Below are 15,062 nucleotides of genomic sequence, written 5' to 3'. Positions count from 1 at the left end.
TTATTCCCTTACAATGACCTTGCGGAACCCGGATTGGCAAGGGATCACGCCGGAAATCCCGCGATTTCTGCCGGTGACCAGAACGTGACTTGGCAAACCTGCCCGCAAGTCGCATGTATGGATCATGAGATCGCTGTTCAAACCCGTTCTGACCGTTGTTTCGGCTTGCCTGGCCCTGTCCGCACCTGCGCAGGGGCAATCGATCGACTCGATCGTCAGGCTGGACGTGATCGATGGCGGCCAATCCGAGGATGGCACCTATCTCACCGCGATCCGGCTGGATCTGGAACCCGGATGGAAGACCTATTGGCGGGCCCCTGGTGACGCCGGCATACCGCCGGAATTCGACTGGCGCCGGTCCGGCAATGTCGGCGCGGTTGCGATCACCTGGCCCACCCCGCATGTCTTTGACCAGAACGGTCTGAAGTCCATCGGCTACGAAACCCAGCTGGTGCTGCCGGTTCGGATTACGCCCAAGGACGCATCCAAACCGGTCCGGTTGCGGGGCGAAGTCGACTTGGGGGTGTGCAAGGATGTCTGCATTCCCGCATCGTTGAAATTCGACCACGAACTGGATGCGGGCGCGGCAAGGAATCCAGCGATTGCGGCTGCGCTGGCGCAACGGCCCTTCTCTGCACGCGAGGCTGGCGTTACTGGCGCGGCCTGTCGCCTGAGCCCGACCGCGGACGGTTTGCAGGTTCAGGTCCAGATCGACATGCCCTCGGCCGGTGGTGCCGAACTTGCGGTGATCGAGCCGGGGAACCCGGGCCTGTGGGCGTCGCAGACTGAAACCAAGCGGCAAGGCAACAGGCTGACCGCTACGTCCGAGGTGATCAGCCCCGACGGTCAGCCCTTTGCGCTGGACCGGTCCGCCGTGCGGATCACGGTTCTGGGGACCAAACACGCGGTCGACATTCTGGGCTGCAGCGCGGGCTGACCGGATGCAGCGGGTTCCCCGGATCGGCGCACTGGCGGTTGTCGTAGATCAGGGCCATGTCCTGCTGGTGCAACGCAGCAAGGCCCCCGATGCCGGTCTCTGGGGATTTCCGGGCGGCCATGTGGAGTGGGGCGAAACCGTCTTGCAGGCCGCCGCGCGCGAGTTGATGGAGGAAACCGGTATCGAAGCAACCCCGCAGGCATATCTGGGCAACCTTGATCTGCTGGTCCGGGATTCGGCCGGACAGATCACCGCCCACTATTTGCTGGTCGGCGTGTCCTGCCGCTTCGGATCCGGCACTCCGATCGCAGCGGACGATGCGCAGGACGCGCGTTGGTTCCCAATCCGGCAGGTGCTGGACCGCGACCTTGCGATGAGCGCCCGGGTGCCCGACCTTCTGTCTCAGGCACTGGCCCGGGATGAAAGCCTGACATAAAGCGCCGCGGACACGATCAGGCTGACGGCCAGAATGGCAACCGCACCGGCCGCGAACGCTCCCAGCCCCATTCTCAGCAACGCCAGACCGTCCTCGCCGCCGTACAGCCCGGACAGCACACCCAGCGGCGCGCCGGCCAGAACCGGCCAGACCATGGTGACCAGCAGCCAGAGCATCATCGCCCCGCCCGTCCCCGCGGCCGCGACCCGAACCACCTTGTCTGGCGCCCGCAAGGCGCGGCGCATCGCCGTCATCGGGCGAGAAATATCACTCAGGATCGCCAGCAACGCGGGGACCAGGAGCAGCACCAGCACCATGCCGAACCCGAGCCCGTAGACCAGCGTGATCACCGTGGGTTTAAGGAATTGCGCCTGCTGCGACCCTTCGTACAGCAACGGGGCCAGCCCCATCACCGTCGTCAGCGTGGTCAGCATCACCGGCCGCAACCGGTCAGCAGTGCCTTCTATAATCGAAGGCACCAGCCCGCGATCCTGCTGATAGCCATCGATGGTCGTTATCAAAACGATCGAGTCATTGATGATGATCCCGGTCATGCCCAACAAGCCGACGACCGTGAACATGCTAAGGGGAACGCCCCAGATGTAATGCCCCCAGATGGTGCCGACCAGACCAAAGGGAATGATCGCCATCACCACCAGCGGCCTTGTCCAACTGGCGAAGATCCACGCCAGAACAAGGTAGATTCCGGTCAGACACAGGATCAGACCGGTACGCGCCTCGGTCAGGAACTCGTCCTCCTGTTCGCTCAGACCGGCCATGCGCCACTCGACCTGATACTCGGCGGCGATATCAGGCAGGATTTCCTCGCGCATGGCGCGGGTGATTTCCGCCGCCTGGGCCGGGTCATCCTCGGAAATGTCCCCGTTCACTGCGATCACCCGCAGGCCATTTTCCCGGCGCACCGTCGAGAACCCCGACTCGCGCTTGACCGAGACGATGTCAGCCAGCGGGACATAGACCCCGTCCGGTGAACGCATCAGCGTGTGTTCGAGGAAATCGGCGGTCAGCTCGCTTTCGGGCAGTTCGACCCGGATCTCGGCGCTGCGAGGACCGTCGGGGAATGTCGCCGCCTCGATCCCGTTCAGCCGGTGACGCAGAACCCGGCCCAATGTCTCGATGCGGAAGCCCAGCGCCTCGCCCTGTGCCGTCAGATCCAGAATGTACTCTTCCTTGTCATAGGCCAGATTGTCTTCCAGCGCTGAAACCTCGGGGTATTTCGACAGTTCCGCCTGCAGGGCCTCGGACGCGGATTTCAGTGTGTTCACGTCCGCGCCGAAAAGCTGCACGTCGATGGCATCACCACCCGGACCCGAGCGCCAGCCGCGGAACGTCAGCAATTCGACCTTGGGATGGCGCGGCACGAATTCCTGCAGCTCGCCCACGAATTCAAAGCTGGAATAAGGCCGCAGGTCGGCATCGATCAGCTCGATCGAGATACCGCCCAGCAAATCGCCGTCCTTGCCATCGGCGGCGGACAGACCATAACCGGCGCTCCCCCCGATCTCGGCTAGAACATAGTCGATCGGGTTGCGACCGTGGCGTTCTTCGTAGATCTGACCCAGCTCTTCCGTGGCGCGCTGCAGAATGTGCATCATTTCGATCGTGTCGGCGCGGGTAGCGCCTTCGGCCATGATGAAATTGCCGGTGACCGAGCCCCGCTCGGGCGCGTTGAAAAACCGCCAATTGACGTCGCCCTTGATGAACAGCGCTATCTGGCTGGCCAGAATGGCGATCATCAGGGCCACGACCACGTATCGCGCCCAGATTGCCCACGCCACCAAAGGTCGGAAAAGAGTGTCGCGCACCCAGCGAAAACCCCTGTTCACAACCCGGTTGGGCCAGTCATACCAGTGTTCCTTGGCCGAATGTGCGATGGCATGCGCCATGTGGTTCGGCAGGATCAGAAAACACTCGATCAACGAGGCGATCAGTACAGCGATCACCGTAAAGGGAATGTCCCGGATCAGCTCTCCGAACCGTCCGCCAATGGCGGTCAGACCGAAAAAGGCGATCACGGTCGTGACCGTGGCCGCAAAAACCGGCATCGCCATGCGCCGGGCGGCGCGCTCGGCGGCAACGACCGGTGGCTCGCCCAGACGGCGGGCCCGGAAATCGGCGTGTTCCCCCACCACGATCGCATCATCCACCACGATACCCAGCGTGATTATAAGGCCGAACAACGAGACCATGTTGATCGACAGCCCGCCGATATACATGAAGGCGATGGCCGCCGACATGGCCACCGGAATACCGGCTGCGACCCAAAAGGCGATGCGTGCATTCAAGAATAGGAACAGCAGGCACACCACCAAGCCCAGCCCGACCAGCCCGTTGTCGATCAGAATGTCCAACCGGTCGGTGATGGCCTGCGCCCGGGTACGGATCAGCTCGACCGAGATACCATCCGGCAGGCTCGCCTGCATCTCGGCAACCACATCCTCGACCGTGTGCTGAATGTCGATCGCGTCCCCCAGGTTCGACCGGTCCACCCGGACGGACATGGCCGGATTTTCCCCCACAAAATAGCTGCGATTGCGGGTAACGCCCTCGACCCGGATCTGCGCGACATCGCCGACCACCAGCTTGGACCCGTCCGGATAGGTGCGCAAAGCGATGCGCTCGATCTCCTCCGGGGTGCGCTTTTCGACACCGGTGCGGATCCGGGCGTTTGCGCCGGTCACGTCCCCGGCCGGATTGGCCGTGACCTCGGCCGCGACCGCCGAGGCGATCTCGGACAGGGTGATGTCGTTGGCGATCAACTGCGCGGTGGGAACTTCGACCACGATGCGTGGGGCGGCAAGGCCGCGGATCGTGGTCCGCGTGACACCGGCAGCGAACAGCCGATTGATCAACTCATCCGTGAATTTGGCCAGCTGCCCGGTCTCGATCGGGCCGGTGAGGACAACATCCGTCACCCGGTCTCGCCACGCGGCCCGCCGGATGGATGGTTCTTCGGCGTCCTCAGGCAGGTTGGTCACGCTGTCGACCGCGGTGCGCACTTCTTCGACGGCGCGGCTCATGTCCCAGTTGGGTTCAAATTCCAGCGCAATGCGGGCCGATCCTTCGCGAGAGGTCGACTCGGTGCTGGCAACGCCTTCGACCGCCAGCAATGCAGGTTCAAGGATCTGGACAATCCCGTTGTCCACATCCTCGGGCCCCGCACCATCCCATTCGACGTTGACATTGACCCGTTCCAGGATCACGTCCGGAAAGAACTGCGCCCGCATGTTCGGCGCCGAAGCCGCGCCGAGGACCAGCATGACCACCAGCAGAAGGTTGGCAATGGTCCGGTGACGCGTGAAATAGCTGAGGATGCCGCTGGCCGCGCCCGGGATCTCGCGCATCATGGCGCCTATCCCCCGGCCCGGTTTTCAAGCCGCCGCAACAGAGACGACGGCACCTTCGCCTCGCTCAACTGAGCAAGAACACGGGTCTTGGCGTCCTGGGACATGCGGTCGCTGGCCTCGACCTGCGCCACCAACCGCGCGCGGTGCTCGTCCGTCAGCTCGACCATGTCCGGCTCGACCGCGGCGCTGTCTTCGATGCGAACCGGGCGCACGCGGACCCCCGACCCCAGCAGCGGGGTCCGACCCACAACGACTTCGCGCCCTTCCAGCCCGGCGCCGCGCAGCAGCACTTCGTCCCCTTGCCGGCGCACCAGCTCGACCGGGAGCGTTTCCAGCCGGTCGTCGTCGCCCAGCACCAGCACGGTGCCTTGCGCATCCAGAACCGAAGACGGGAGACGCACGACATTATCCAGCGGCTGTTCCTCGACCGAAACGGTCACGAAATCGCCGGGCTTGAACCCCGGCGCGTCATCAAGTCGGGCATAGAGCAATCGGCCGGTCTGGCCCTCGCCGGCCGACCCGCTGTCGCGGCTTATCCGACCGGTGGCGCTCAGGTCCGTGCCCGTCACCTCAAGCGAGATGGTCACCGGTGCCGGGATCAGCTTGCCCTGATCGTCCAGCAATCGCACGTATTGCGCGGTCGAAACACGGAACGCGACCTCCAGCGCGAACGGGTCGACCAGTTCGGCCAGCTTTTCATTTGCCGTGACCAGGCGCCCTTCAACCAGCGTGACACCAGTCAGCGTCCCGTCGAACCGGGCGCGGATGGTCATGTCTTCCAGATCGCGTTCCGCCGATTCCAAAGCGATACGGGCCCGCGCCAGCAACGTCGTTGCCTGATCGACGCGGGACTCGGCCTGCGCCAAAGCTATACGGCGCGACAACACGGTTTGCCGGGCCGAGGCCGCGGCCAATTCGGCCTCTTCAACGCTGGCTGTCGCGCCCACGCCACGGTCCAGCAAATCCTTCTGACGCTGCAGGGCCCGTTCCCGCAGATCCGATTGGGACTCGGCGGCCTTCAATTCATCCTGTGCCAAAAGCAGGGCGCGTTCGGCATCGCGTTCTTCAAACTGGGCATCCAGCAGGTCCGACCGCGCCCGGTCCAGCGCCGCCTGCGCATCGGCCGGGTCCAGCTCGACCAGAACTTCGCCTGCGCGCACAACCCCTCCATCCTCGAAGTTTTCCGCCAGCCCGATGACGCGGCCGCCCAGCGCCGCCCGCAACTCCAGACGCCTGCGGCTTTGAACTTCGCCAAATGCTTCCAGATAGGGGGTGGCGGTTTGTGGCTCGGCCTTCTGAACCGTGACGGCGAACACGCGTTCGCGCGCCTGCGGGGGTTTGTTGTCGCGGGTCATGACCTCTTGCACCGCGCCGGTGATCATCTGCGCAGCGACAATCAACAGCGCAAGCATCAGGGATGCCAGAAAGACACCGATGAGGCTCTGCCGCAGAAATCGCATAGATCTTTCACTCCGGTTGCAACGGGACGCCGTCTATAAATAGGTAGCCGGGCCGGAAAAAATACCAACCCACAAGGCGGTTATGAGCCGTTAAACGTACGACCAGTCTACTTCCGTCGCAGATGTTCGTCCAATCTGGGCATGATTTCCACGAAATTGCAGGGCCGGTGGCGATAATCCAGCTGTTTTTCCAAAATGCCGTCCCAGGCATCCTTGCAGGCCCCCGGGCTGCCCGGCAGCGCGAACAGATAGGTTCCGCCGGCAACGCCACCTGTGGCCCGCGACTGTACAGCCGAGGTTCCGATCTTCTCCATCGAAATCAGGGTGAAGACGGTGCCAAAAGCCTCGATTTCCTTTTCGTAGACATCGCGATGCGCCTCGACCGTGACATCGCGCCCGGTCAAGCCGGTGCCGCCGGTCGAGATCACCACGTCAATCTCGGGGTCGGCGACCCACGCCCGCAACCGCTCGGCGATCTGGGCGCGCTCGTCCTGAATGATCTTGCGGTCGGCCACGGTGTGCCCCGCACGCTCGATCCGGTCGACCAGCGTTTGCCCCGAACGATCTTCGGCCAGTGACCGCGTGTCCGATACGGTCAGAACAGCGATGCGGATGGGGATGAATTCCATGGTTTCATCAATTCGGGACATGTCGTGTCAGGCTCTTTCCATGATGGCCAGCCGGGCCGCCAGCGCGACGAACACGCCGCCACTGACCCAGCCGAGAATTCGCGACGCCCGCGGGCTTGAAATCAGCGCTCGCCCGGCGCCGCCGGCAAATGACCCCACCAGGGCATTCACGACGAACCCACCCACAGCGATGATCGCGCCCAGCAGCAGAAACTGAGCCAGAACCGATCCGTTGGCCGGCGATACGAATTGCGGGATGAAAGCCAGAACGAACAGAATGATCTTGGGATTCGTCATGTTGACCAGCATCCCCTCGCGAAAGGCATGGCCCGACGACTGCATTGGAGCGTCAGCCCGGACCGCACCGTTCCGGATGGTGCCCCAGGCCAGATACAGCAGGTAGGCCACGCCCAGCCAGCGAATGACGTCGAACAGCCAAGGCATAGCCGCGACCGCCGCGCCAAGCCCCAGCCCAGCCAGCAGAACATGAATCATCAGACCGGTCGAAACACCCGCACTGGCCACGATGGCCGATCGGGCGCCCGACCGAAGCCCAAGCCCGAAGCAGAACATCATGTCAGCCCCCGGCGTCATGTTCAGCGCTATGGCGGCTGGGATGAAGGTCAACAGCGTTGCGTATTCGATCATGGATCGACCTCGAACCAATTCACCTTGGGCCCCAGATTCGCGATCCGGGTGCGACCGATCTCGCCGCGATAACCCCAGCTGTCGTGGATATGACCGCACAGAGCAAAGTCAGGTTGAATCCGTTCCACCGCGTCGCGCACCGCGCTCGATCCGATCGACTGCCCCTGCGAGGTCCGGTCGCCTTTGCCCTTGGGCGGGGCATGCGTGATCAGGATGTCCGCCGACGCGCAGCGATTGAGCAGCTCTGCCGCCTCGGCTTCGGTCAGGTCGCAGGACCAGTCACCAAATGGCGTGACCGGTACGCCATAGCCAAGTCCGAACAGGCGCAGCCCGTCCACGGTCATCCCTGTTCCGTGCAGCACATGCACGCCGTCCGGCACAGCTGCCGCCAGTTCCTCAGCGCTTTCGGCGTTGCCGGGAACCAGAACCATCGGCGCGGATATGCCGGAAAGCATATCCATCGCCTCGTCCAGCCCCTGACGCATGTTGCAGTAATCACCCGCACCGATCACCAGGTCAGCTTCGACGCTGGCTGCCACCAGTTCCGCAGCCCGATTGCGGGCCATGTGCAGGTCGGAAAAGGCCAGAACCTTCATCCCTTGTTCTCCAGATATGCGCGCAGATCCAACAGATCGGCCCAGGCCTGGCGCTTGGCATGGGGCTGGCGCAGCAGATAGGCCGGGTGCAGCATGGGCAGAACCGGCAGATTCAGCGCCTGATCCCACTGCCCGCGCAGACGCGTTATGCCGCGCTTGTTCAGAACCGCCTGGCAGCTGATGTTGCCCATCACTACCAGGACCTTTGGCTTGGACAGGGCCACGTGCCGTTCCAAAAACGGCTGCATCATCGCGATCTCGTCCGGCCGCGGGTCCCGGTTCTGCGGCGGACGCCACGGCAGGACATTGGTGATGTAGACGTTTTGGGCGCGGTCCATATCGATCGCGGCCAGCATCCGATCCAGCAGCTGCCCGGCGCGGCCAACGAACGGCTTTCCAGCGCGGTCTTCGTCACGGCCCGGGGCCTCACCGACGATCATGACCGGCGCACCGGGTGTCCCATCAGCAAAGACCAACTGTCGCGCGCCACGCTTCAGATCGCAGTGTTCGAACGCCTCCAGAGCGGCGCGCAGCTGATCCAGAGACGATGCCGCAGACGCAGCCTTCTTTGCCTCGACCACCGGATCCGCCTTGGCGGGCTTTTGCACCGCGGGCTGCGCTACGGCGGATTTTTTGACCTTTGGCGCGGTATCCGGCAATGCATAGCGGTCAACCGGCGCGTCGACGATCGCGTCGGTTACGCCCAGCTCAACCTGCCATTCCAGCAGGGCACGCGCGGTGTAAGGGTCAAGGGCCGATTCCATGACCATCAATCTACTCAGCTTTGCGGGAAGGGAAAGCAAATTGGCCTTGCCTTGGCGCATTGCCGGGCCGACGATGGTCCCCGTCATGACGCGAACCCTGGGCCTTCTGCTGATCACTCTGTTCGCCCTGCTGCCCGGCGGGTCGGAGGCGCAGTCGTTTCTCAACAATCAAGGCCAATGCCGTGGCGGCCAATTTCAGTGCGGTCTGAAATGCTGCTCGGTTGGCCAACGCTGCAGCTATGACGGGTTCTGCATTCAGGCCGGGGGCACCTATTGCGGCGGCGGGCGGTCCTGCGGGCCGTTCGAGAAATGCGTGGCCGGGGGCACCCGATGTGCGCCCGCGGGGGCAAACAAATGCGCTTCGCGGCTGGATTGCCCCAGCGGGTCCTTCTGCAACGCGCGCGGCGAATGCGAGCGCAGTTCGCCCGACTTCGACCCCTCTCCGCAACCTGCAACGCCCTGCGACGACGGGCGGACCTGCGCAGCCGGTTCGACCTGCCTGCCGGGCGGCGGCTGTACGCGCCCCGGCTGGTATCTGTGCGAAGAGACCGGATCGCAATGCCGCACCGGGTTCAAATGCTCGGCCAATCAGGGCTGCGTGCCCAGAAAGGCCGTCGATTGCGGATACGGCAAGTGGTGCAGACCCGGCGAGCGGTGCCTGCCCGAAGGCGGATGCGAGAAACTGCCCGACGGGGACTGACTCCAGTTGCCCCGACGCGCTGCGCTTTCTATAAGCGGCGCGACTGTCAGACAGGAGCCCGGCCCATGCGTTTCGCCCATCGTCACCTACTTGGCATCGAGCATCTGTCCCAATCCGACATCACCGCCATTCTGGACCTGGCCGAAAAATACGTCGATCTGAACCGGCAATCGGCCAAACACTCGGACGTTTTGGCGGGGCTGACCCAGATCAACATGTTCTTCGAGAACTCGACCCGCACGCAGGCCAGTTTCGAACTGGCGGGAAAACGTCTGGGCGCGGATGTGATGAACATGGCGATGCAGGCCAGCTCGATCAAGAAGGGCGAGACCCTGATCGACACGGCGATGACGCTGAATGCGATGCATCCCGACCTGCTGGTGGTGCGGCATCCGCATTCGGGCGCGGTGGACCTGCTGGCGCAGAAAGTCAACTGCGCGGTGCTGAATGCCGGCGACGGGCGGCACGAACACCCAACGCAGGCGCTGCTGGATGCGCTGACCATCCGCCGGGCCAAGGGGCGGCTGCACCGGTTGAACGTGGCGATCTGCGGGGATGTCGCGCATTCCCGCGTGGCGCGGTCGAACCTGATCCTGCTGGGCAAGATGGAAAACCGCATCCGTCTGATCGGCCCGCCGACGCTGGTGCCCGCGCAATTCGCCGAATTCGGGGCCGAGATCTATGACGACATGACCGAGGGCCTGCGCGACGTGGACGTTGTAATGATGCTGCGCCTTCAGAAAGAGCGGATGGACGGCGGGTTCATCCCGTCGGAACGGGAATACTATCACCGCTATGGCCTGGACGCCGCCAAGCTGGCGCTGGCCAAGCCGGACGCCATCGTAATGCATCCCGGCCCGATGAACCGCGGGGTCGAGATCGACGGGACTCTGGCCGATGACATCAACCGCTCGGTCATCCAGGAACAGGTCGAGATGGGCGTCGCCGTGCGCATGGCCGCGATGGAGTTGCTGGCCCGCAACCTGAAGGAGGCGGCATGAGCGATCTGACCCTTTCCGCTGGTGAGCGCGGCGTGATCCGCCTGTTCTCGCTTGGCATGCGCCCCGAAGAGGCGAAATTCCTGCGCGAGCCCGGCGCGGCGGATCAGGTTCTTGGGGTCTCGGGGCTGGACCCCCAGCAGATCGACGTGTTTCCGGTTTCCGACCTCGAGGATCTGGGTCTCTACGGCTATCTCAGCGAGGGCTGCGGCGTGTCCGAGGACCAGCTGGACCGGGCGAGGCTGGAGTCGGTCGATGGCTGGGTTCTGGTGCTGCGCAGCGCGGCCCTGGGCGGGCGCGCGGCCACATTGAACCCCGATCCGCGTCTGCGCCTGATCGGCCTTTACACCGAAGAGGCCACGAACTGGAGCGGCGGAACCATCGAGACCGAAAGCGCGCGGCCATACTCGGCCGCGCCGAGCCCGGTTTCGAGCGAGCAACCCCGCCGGACGGGATCGGCCGTGCTTGCCCTGATCATACTGCTGGTCATCGGAGGTGCTCTGTGGCTGATCCTGTGATCTTTGCGCCGAACAAGGGCGCCTATGTCCGCACCAACGCGTGGCTGGCCGCGGGCGCGATGGCGGGGGCGATGCTCGTGCTGTGGCTGATCGGAAATCCCTATGTATGGACCGGCGCGCCGGCCGGTCTGGCGGCGGTGGGCGTCCGGGCATGGTACCTGGCGTCCGAGGAACTGTTGGCCAACTGGCAGATGACCGACACCACACTGACCGGCCCGGGCGGACGAAGCGTGCCGCTGAACCAGATCGCGGCCGTGAACACGATGGGCAGCTTCGTGCAGATCGTCACCAAAGGCGGCGACAAGCACCTGATCAAGTACCAGGCCGACCCGGCCGCCACCAAAGCCGCGATTGAAAGGGCAATGGCATGACCAAGCTGATCTTCACCAACGCCCGCCTGATCGACCCCGAAGCCGGAACCGACGCGCTGGGCTGGCTGCATGTGGCCGATGGACGGATCGTAGCCAGCGGCGACGGTCCGGCGCCCGAGGCGGACGCGCAGGTGATTGATTGCGGCGGTCAGTGTCTGGCCCCCGGCATCGTCGATATCGGCGTCAAGGTCTGCGAGCCGGGCGAGCGGCACAAGGAAAGCTACAAATCCGCGGGCCTTGCCGCCGCGGCCGGGGGCGTGACCACAATGGTCACCCGCCCCGACACCCTGCCTGCGATCGACACGCCGGAAACGCTCGAGTTCGTCACCCGACGCGCGCAGGCCGACACGCCCGTCAACGTGCTGACCATGGCCGCACTGACCAAGGGCCGCGACGGGCGCGAGATGACTGAGATCGGGTTTCTGATGGATGCGGGCGCGGTGGCTTTTACCGACTGCGACCATGTGGTGAAGGACACCAAGGTATTTTCCCGCGCGCTGACCTATGCCCGGGCCTGCGGCGCGCTTGTCATCGCCCACCCACAGGACCCGGGGCTGAGCCACGGTGCTGCCGCCACCAGCGGCAAATTCGCCGCCCTGCGCGGTCTGCCCGCCGTTTCCCCCATGGCCGAGCGCATGGGTCTGGACCGCGACATCGCCCTGCTGGAAATGACCGGCGCGACCTATCACGCCGATCAGATCACCACGGCCCGCGCCCTGCCCGCGTTGGAGCGGGCCAAGCGCAACGGGCTGGACATCACCGCCGGCACCTCGATCCATCACCTGACGCTGAACGAGCTGGACGTGGCCGACTATCGCACCTTTTTCAAGGTCAAGCCGCCGCTGCGCTCCGAGGACGACCGGCAGGCGATGATCGAGGCGGTGCGGTCCGGCCTGATCGACACGATCAGTTCGATGCACACGCCGCAGGACGAGGAAAGCAAGCGCCTCCCGTTCGAAGAGGCGGCCTCGGGCGCAGTTGCATTGGAAACCCTGCTGCCGGCTGCGCTGCGCCTGTATCATGCCGATCAACTGGACCTGCCGGCCCTGTTCCGGGCCATGACACTGAATCCGGCGAAACGACTGGGGCTGGACTGCGGCCGCCTGAGCGCGGGCGCCCCGGCCGATCTGGTTCTGTTCGACCCGGATGTGCCGTTCGTGCTGGACCGGTTCACGCTGAAATCGAAATCGCAGAACACCCCGTTTGACGGGCATCGGATGCAGGGTAAGGTCACCGCAACCTACGTTGCAGGCAAAGAAATTTTCCGGAGATCCTGATGCCCGTTTTCGACAGCACGACGACCCAACTGATTATCTGGGCCGCGATCGGATACCTGATGGGGTCGGTGCCCTATGGCATGATCGTTGCGCGGGTGATGGGGCTGGGCAACCTGCGCCAGATCGGGTCCGGCAATATTGGTGCCACCAACGTGTTGCGCACCGGCAGCAAGGCGGCGGCGGCGCTGACTCTTCTGTTCGACGCCGGCAAAGGCGCGGTCGCGGTCCTGCTGGCCCGGGCACTGGCCGGCGACGATGCCGCCCAAGTCGCGGCGCTGGCGGCCTTTGTCGGCCATTGCTACCCGGTCTGGCTGAGCTTCAAGGGCGGCAAGGGCGTGGCAACTTTCCTGGGCCTGTGGCTGGCGCTGGACTGGCGGGTGGGCGTTGCGTGCTGTCTGACATGGCTGGTCGCTGCTGCGATCTGGCGGATCTCGTCCCTTGGCGCGTTGGCAGCAGCTGCCCTGTCGACGACATGGGTGATGATCCTGACGGACGGGTCGACCTTTTTGCTGGGCGTCGTTCTGACGCTGCTGGTTTACTGGCGCCACCGCGAGAATCTGGCCCGCATCAAGGCGGGAACAGAGCCCAAGATCGGGAAATCGTGACCGCGCCGACCGACTTTTTGGATGCATTCTTTGCCTTGCCGGCGGGTTCCTTCACCGGAACCGCAAACGGTCGAAGCTACTCGGTCACGCGGCTGGCGATGGCGGGAGGCAAATCGCACAAGCTGGTCGCCCATGAACGGGGTGGCGCAGACTACATCAGTATGAACCTGTACCTGACGGATCAGAGCGGCGCTTTGCTGCGCCCCTGCGAGATGCCTGCCGCCAAGGTCGTACGCTTTGTTCTTGCCCTGGTACCCGACAGCTGAACCGCGGACCGACCTGCGCAGGCGAACAGACCGCTTGGCATTTCCGCACATTCACGTTTGATTGCTTTGAACGTGATCGCGGCCTTTCCCACCTCAGTTTCCGTGACGCTCAATTACCGGGTGCACGAAACGCAATTTCGGTGCTGGAACGCCCGCGCTTGGACATGCCGGGCAGCCCCGATCACGAAAGGTGGAACCATGAACAAGATCAAATCCCTGTTGGGCGGCGTGGCGCTGTCCGTGGCAATCGCAAGCTCGGCCCTGGCGGCCGGCGTGGAAATCAACGCCTCGTCGACCGGCCTGGCGATGCAGGGTTACGACCCTGTGGCCTATTTCACCGAAGGCGAGCCGACCAAAGGCAGCTACAAGATCACGGCCTTGCACAACGATGCGCTGTACCGTTTTGCCACCGAAGAGAACAAGGCCGCGTTCGAAGCCAACCCCGAGGCCTACCTGCCGGCCTATGGCGGCTACTGCGCCTTCGGAGCGGCCATGGGGTTCAAGTTTGACGGCGATCCGACCTACTGGAAGATCGTGGACAACAAGCTGTACCTGAACCTGTCGGAAGACATCCAGCAGCGTTGGGAAGGCGACATCCCCGGCTTCATCGAAAAAGCCAGCGTCAACTGGGAAACGATCGCCGACAAGGATCCGGCCGAACTGCAGCAATAATCTGCTGAATTGGCGGCAAGGATCGGCGGCAGAGTGCTTCTGCCGCCGATCGTGATTTGAAGCCCCACGACCCCGAACCTATCTGATCAGAACAACACTCCAAAAGGGCGGCCAGGCGCCGACCTTGCGGAAATCCGGGTCGGAATAACAGCGAAAAACCAATGATCCGGTCCACCGACCGGAACGTAATGATCAATACAAACCTTCAGGCCAACCAAAGGCCGAGGCAGAAAACTTCCAACGAAAGGATAGCAAGATGACGAGCAAACTGGCACTTTTGACCACCGTTGTAACTTTTGCAGCCGGCACCGCCATGGCGCAGTCCTCGGGCGATTGGACCGGGTTCTATGCAGGTGCGCAGGTCGGCTACGCGGATATCGGCACCAGCCTGTCCGGTGTGGACGGAGACGGCGCCATCGGCGGTCTCATCCTTGGTTACGACTATGATCTGGGCGATTGGGTCGTGGGCGGCGGCTTTGACTATGACTGGTCTGATGTCGACCTTTCGGGTGCCGCAACGGTCGAAGACGTCTGGCGGCTGAAAGCCCGCGCCGGCTACAAGGTCTACCCGCAGGGGCTGCTGTATGGTGTCGCCGGTTACGCGGATGCGGGAACCGACACGCTGGGCAGCGACGATGGTTGGTTCATCGGCGCCGGCTATGAACAGATCGTCGCGCCGAACGTCAGCATCGCGGGCGAGCTGCTGTACCACGAGTTCGACAATTTCAACTCGACCGGTGTCGACGTGGATGCAACCACGTTCCAGATCCGGGCGGCATACCGCTTCTGATCCCTCGCGCAGAATCGAACGGGCCCG

At 63.9% G+C, this 15,062-nt stretch carries 17 protein-coding genes; 11 read left to right on the top strand and 6 right to left on the bottom strand.

Translation table 11 applies throughout. The features are described from left to right. Positions 1 to 124 precede the first annotated feature (124 nt). Entirely contained in the window at positions 125 to 937 is an 813-nt protein-coding gene (locus K3752_RS00385) for a protein-disulfide reductase DsbD domain-containing protein (RefSeq protein WP_170342284.1), read from the top strand. 4 nt (positions 938 to 941) lie between these two features. Next, positions 942 to 1,373: an NUDIX hydrolase gene (locus tag K3752_RS00380; RefSeq protein WP_170342285.1), complete on the top strand. Its 432-nt coding sequence runs from the start codon at positions 942 to 944 to the stop codon at positions 1,371 to 1,373. Here the strand turns inward: K3752_RS00380 and K3752_RS00375 are convergent. From K3752_RS00375 to K3752_RS00350, 6 genes are all read right to left on the bottom strand, one after another. After that, positions 1,340 to 4,741, bottom strand: coding sequence for an efflux RND transporter permease subunit (locus K3752_RS00375; RefSeq protein ID WP_260064023.1), 3,402 nt, complete (start codon positions 4,739 to 4,741; stop codon positions 1,340 to 1,342). The genes K3752_RS00380 and K3752_RS00375 overlap by 34 nt on opposite strands. A 5-nt stretch (positions 4,742 to 4,746) precedes the next feature. Next, the gene (locus tag K3752_RS00370) at positions 4,747 to 6,201 is read right to left on the bottom strand and encodes an efflux RND transporter periplasmic adaptor subunit (protein ID WP_170360035.1); all 1,455 of its coding nucleotides are present in this window, start codon (positions 6,199 to 6,201) and stop codon (positions 4,747 to 4,749) included. A gap of 107 nt (positions 6,202 to 6,308) precedes the next feature. Then, positions 6,309 to 6,851 (bottom strand): molybdenum cofactor biosynthesis protein B, encoded by a 543-nt coding sequence (gene moaB, locus K3752_RS00365; protein ID WP_260064020.1) that lies wholly within the window; start codon positions 6,849 to 6,851, stop codon positions 6,309 to 6,311. Between the two features lie 6 nt (positions 6,852 to 6,857). Further along, positions 6,858 to 7,478 (bottom strand): LysE family translocator, encoded by a 621-nt coding sequence (locus K3752_RS00360; protein ID WP_260064018.1) that lies wholly within the window; start codon positions 7,476 to 7,478, stop codon positions 6,858 to 6,860. Next, positions 7,475 to 8,074: a metallophosphoesterase gene (locus K3752_RS00355; RefSeq protein ID WP_170365473.1), complete on the bottom strand. Its 600-nt coding sequence runs from the start codon at positions 8,072 to 8,074 to the stop codon at positions 7,475 to 7,477. Before K3752_RS00355 ends, K3752_RS00360 begins: the two co-directional genes overlap by 4 nt. Continuing rightward, positions 8,071 to 8,838 (bottom strand): uracil-DNA glycosylase family protein, encoded by a 768-nt coding sequence (locus K3752_RS00350; RefSeq protein ID WP_170406857.1) that lies wholly within the window; start codon positions 8,836 to 8,838, stop codon positions 8,071 to 8,073. The genes K3752_RS00355 and K3752_RS00350 overlap by 4 nt, the downstream gene beginning before the upstream one ends. On the opposite strand from K3752_RS00350, the gene K3752_RS00345 reads away from it, so the two are divergent. From K3752_RS00345 to K3752_RS00305, 9 genes are all read left to right on the top strand, one after another. Beyond that, the gene (locus tag K3752_RS00345; RefSeq protein ID WP_260064017.1) at positions 8,837 to 9,538 is read left to right on the top strand and encodes a scavenger receptor class F, member 2; all 702 of its coding nucleotides are present in this window, start codon (positions 8,837 to 8,839) and stop codon (positions 9,536 to 9,538) included. The genes K3752_RS00350 and K3752_RS00345 overlap by 2 nt on opposite strands. A gap of 65 nt (positions 9,539 to 9,603) precedes the next feature. Then, complete coding sequence (locus tag K3752_RS00340) at positions 9,604 to 10,539, top strand: aspartate carbamoyltransferase catalytic subunit (RefSeq protein WP_005979082.1); 936 nt, start codon at positions 9,604 to 9,606, stop codon at positions 10,537 to 10,539. Continuing rightward, positions 10,536 to 11,054 carry a hypothetical protein gene (locus K3752_RS00335; protein WP_260064016.1) on the top strand — a complete coding sequence of 173 codons (519 nt, stop codon included), beginning with the start codon at positions 10,536 to 10,538 and terminating at the stop codon, positions 11,052 to 11,054. Before K3752_RS00340 ends, K3752_RS00335 begins: the two co-directional genes overlap by 4 nt. Further along, complete coding sequence (locus K3752_RS00330; RefSeq protein WP_260064014.1) at positions 11,039 to 11,425, top strand: hypothetical protein; 387 nt, start codon at positions 11,039 to 11,041, stop codon at positions 11,423 to 11,425. Before K3752_RS00335 ends, K3752_RS00330 begins: the two co-directional genes overlap by 16 nt. Beyond that, complete coding sequence (gene pyrC / locus K3752_RS00325) at positions 11,422 to 12,702, top strand: dihydroorotase (protein ID WP_260064013.1); 1,281 nt, start codon at positions 11,422 to 11,424, stop codon at positions 12,700 to 12,702. The genes K3752_RS00330 and pyrC overlap by 4 nt, the downstream gene beginning before the upstream one ends. Beyond that, positions 12,702 to 13,307: a glycerol-3-phosphate 1-O-acyltransferase PlsY gene (gene plsY, locus K3752_RS00320; protein ID WP_260064011.1), complete on the top strand. Its 606-nt coding sequence runs from the start codon at positions 12,702 to 12,704 to the stop codon at positions 13,305 to 13,307. The genes pyrC and plsY overlap by 1 nt, the downstream gene beginning before the upstream one ends. Beyond that, positions 13,304 to 13,573, top strand: a complete 270-nt coding sequence (locus K3752_RS00315) for a hypothetical protein (protein WP_170342303.1) — start codon at positions 13,304 to 13,306, stop codon at positions 13,571 to 13,573. Before plsY ends, K3752_RS00315 begins: the two co-directional genes overlap by 4 nt. Positions 13,574 to 13,771: 198 nt before the next feature. Next, a complete protein-coding gene (locus tag K3752_RS00310) occupies positions 13,772 to 14,245 on the top strand; it encodes a YHS domain-containing (seleno)protein (protein ID WP_093963550.1) in 474 nt (157 codons plus the stop codon). 256 nt (positions 14,246 to 14,501) lie between these two features. Next, positions 14,502 to 15,035, top strand: coding sequence for an outer membrane protein (locus K3752_RS00305; protein ID WP_260064001.1), 534 nt, complete (start codon positions 14,502 to 14,504; stop codon positions 15,033 to 15,035). Positions 15,036 to 15,062 lie beyond the last annotated feature (27 nt).

The sequence above is a fragment of the Ruegeria sp. B32 genome, from assembly GCF_025141855.1.
In the GTDB taxonomy this organism is placed as follows: domain Bacteria; phylum Pseudomonadota; class Alphaproteobacteria; order Rhodobacterales; family Rhodobacteraceae; genus Ruegeria; species Ruegeria arenilitoris.
This window is presented reverse-complemented; position numbering and strand designations above follow the sequence as displayed.

Coding starts and splice junctions, on each gene's coding strand:
- K3752_RS00375 (WP_260064023.1), bottom strand. CDS start 4,741: ATGATGCGCGAGATCCCGGGCGCGGCCAGCGGCATCCTCAGCTATTTC.
- K3752_RS00305 (WP_260064001.1), top strand. CDS start 14,502: ATGACGAGCAAACTGGCACTTTTGACCACCGTTGTAACTTTTGCAGCC.
- moaB (WP_260064020.1), bottom strand. CDS start 6,851: ATGTCCCGAATTGATGAAACCATGGAATTCATCCCCATCCGCATCGCT.
- K3752_RS00340 (WP_005979082.1), top strand. CDS start 9,604: ATGCGTTTCGCCCATCGTCACCTACTTGGCATCGAGCATCTGTCCCAA.
- K3752_RS00355 (WP_170365473.1), bottom strand. CDS start 8,074: ATGAAGGTTCTGGCCTTTTCCGACCTGCACATGGCCCGCAATCGGGCT.
- K3752_RS00310 (WP_093963550.1), top strand. CDS start 13,772: ATGAACAAGATCAAATCCCTGTTGGGCGGCGTGGCGCTGTCCGTGGCA.
- K3752_RS00370 (WP_170360035.1), bottom strand. CDS start 6,201: ATGCGATTTCTGCGGCAGAGCCTCATCGGTGTCTTTCTGGCATCCCTG.
- K3752_RS00350 (WP_170406857.1), bottom strand. CDS start 8,838: ATGGAATCGGCCCTTGACCCTTACACCGCGCGTGCCCTGCTGGAATGG.
- plsY (WP_260064011.1), top strand. CDS start 12,702: ATGCCCGTTTTCGACAGCACGACGACCCAACTGATTATCTGGGCCGCG.
- pyrC (WP_260064013.1), top strand. CDS start 11,422: ATGACCAAGCTGATCTTCACCAACGCCCGCCTGATCGACCCCGAAGCC.
- K3752_RS00345 (WP_260064017.1), top strand. CDS start 8,837: ATGACCATCAATCTACTCAGCTTTGCGGGAAGGGAAAGCAAATTGGCC.
- K3752_RS00335 (WP_260064016.1), top strand. CDS start 10,536: ATGAGCGATCTGACCCTTTCCGCTGGTGAGCGCGGCGTGATCCGCCTG.
- K3752_RS00380 (WP_170342285.1), top strand. CDS start 942: ATGCAGCGGGTTCCCCGGATCGGCGCACTGGCGGTTGTCGTAGATCAG.
- K3752_RS00360 (WP_260064018.1), bottom strand. CDS start 7,478: ATGATCGAATACGCAACGCTGTTGACCTTCATCCCAGCCGCCATAGCG.
- K3752_RS00385 (WP_170342284.1), top strand. CDS start 125: ATGAGATCGCTGTTCAAACCCGTTCTGACCGTTGTTTCGGCTTGCCTG.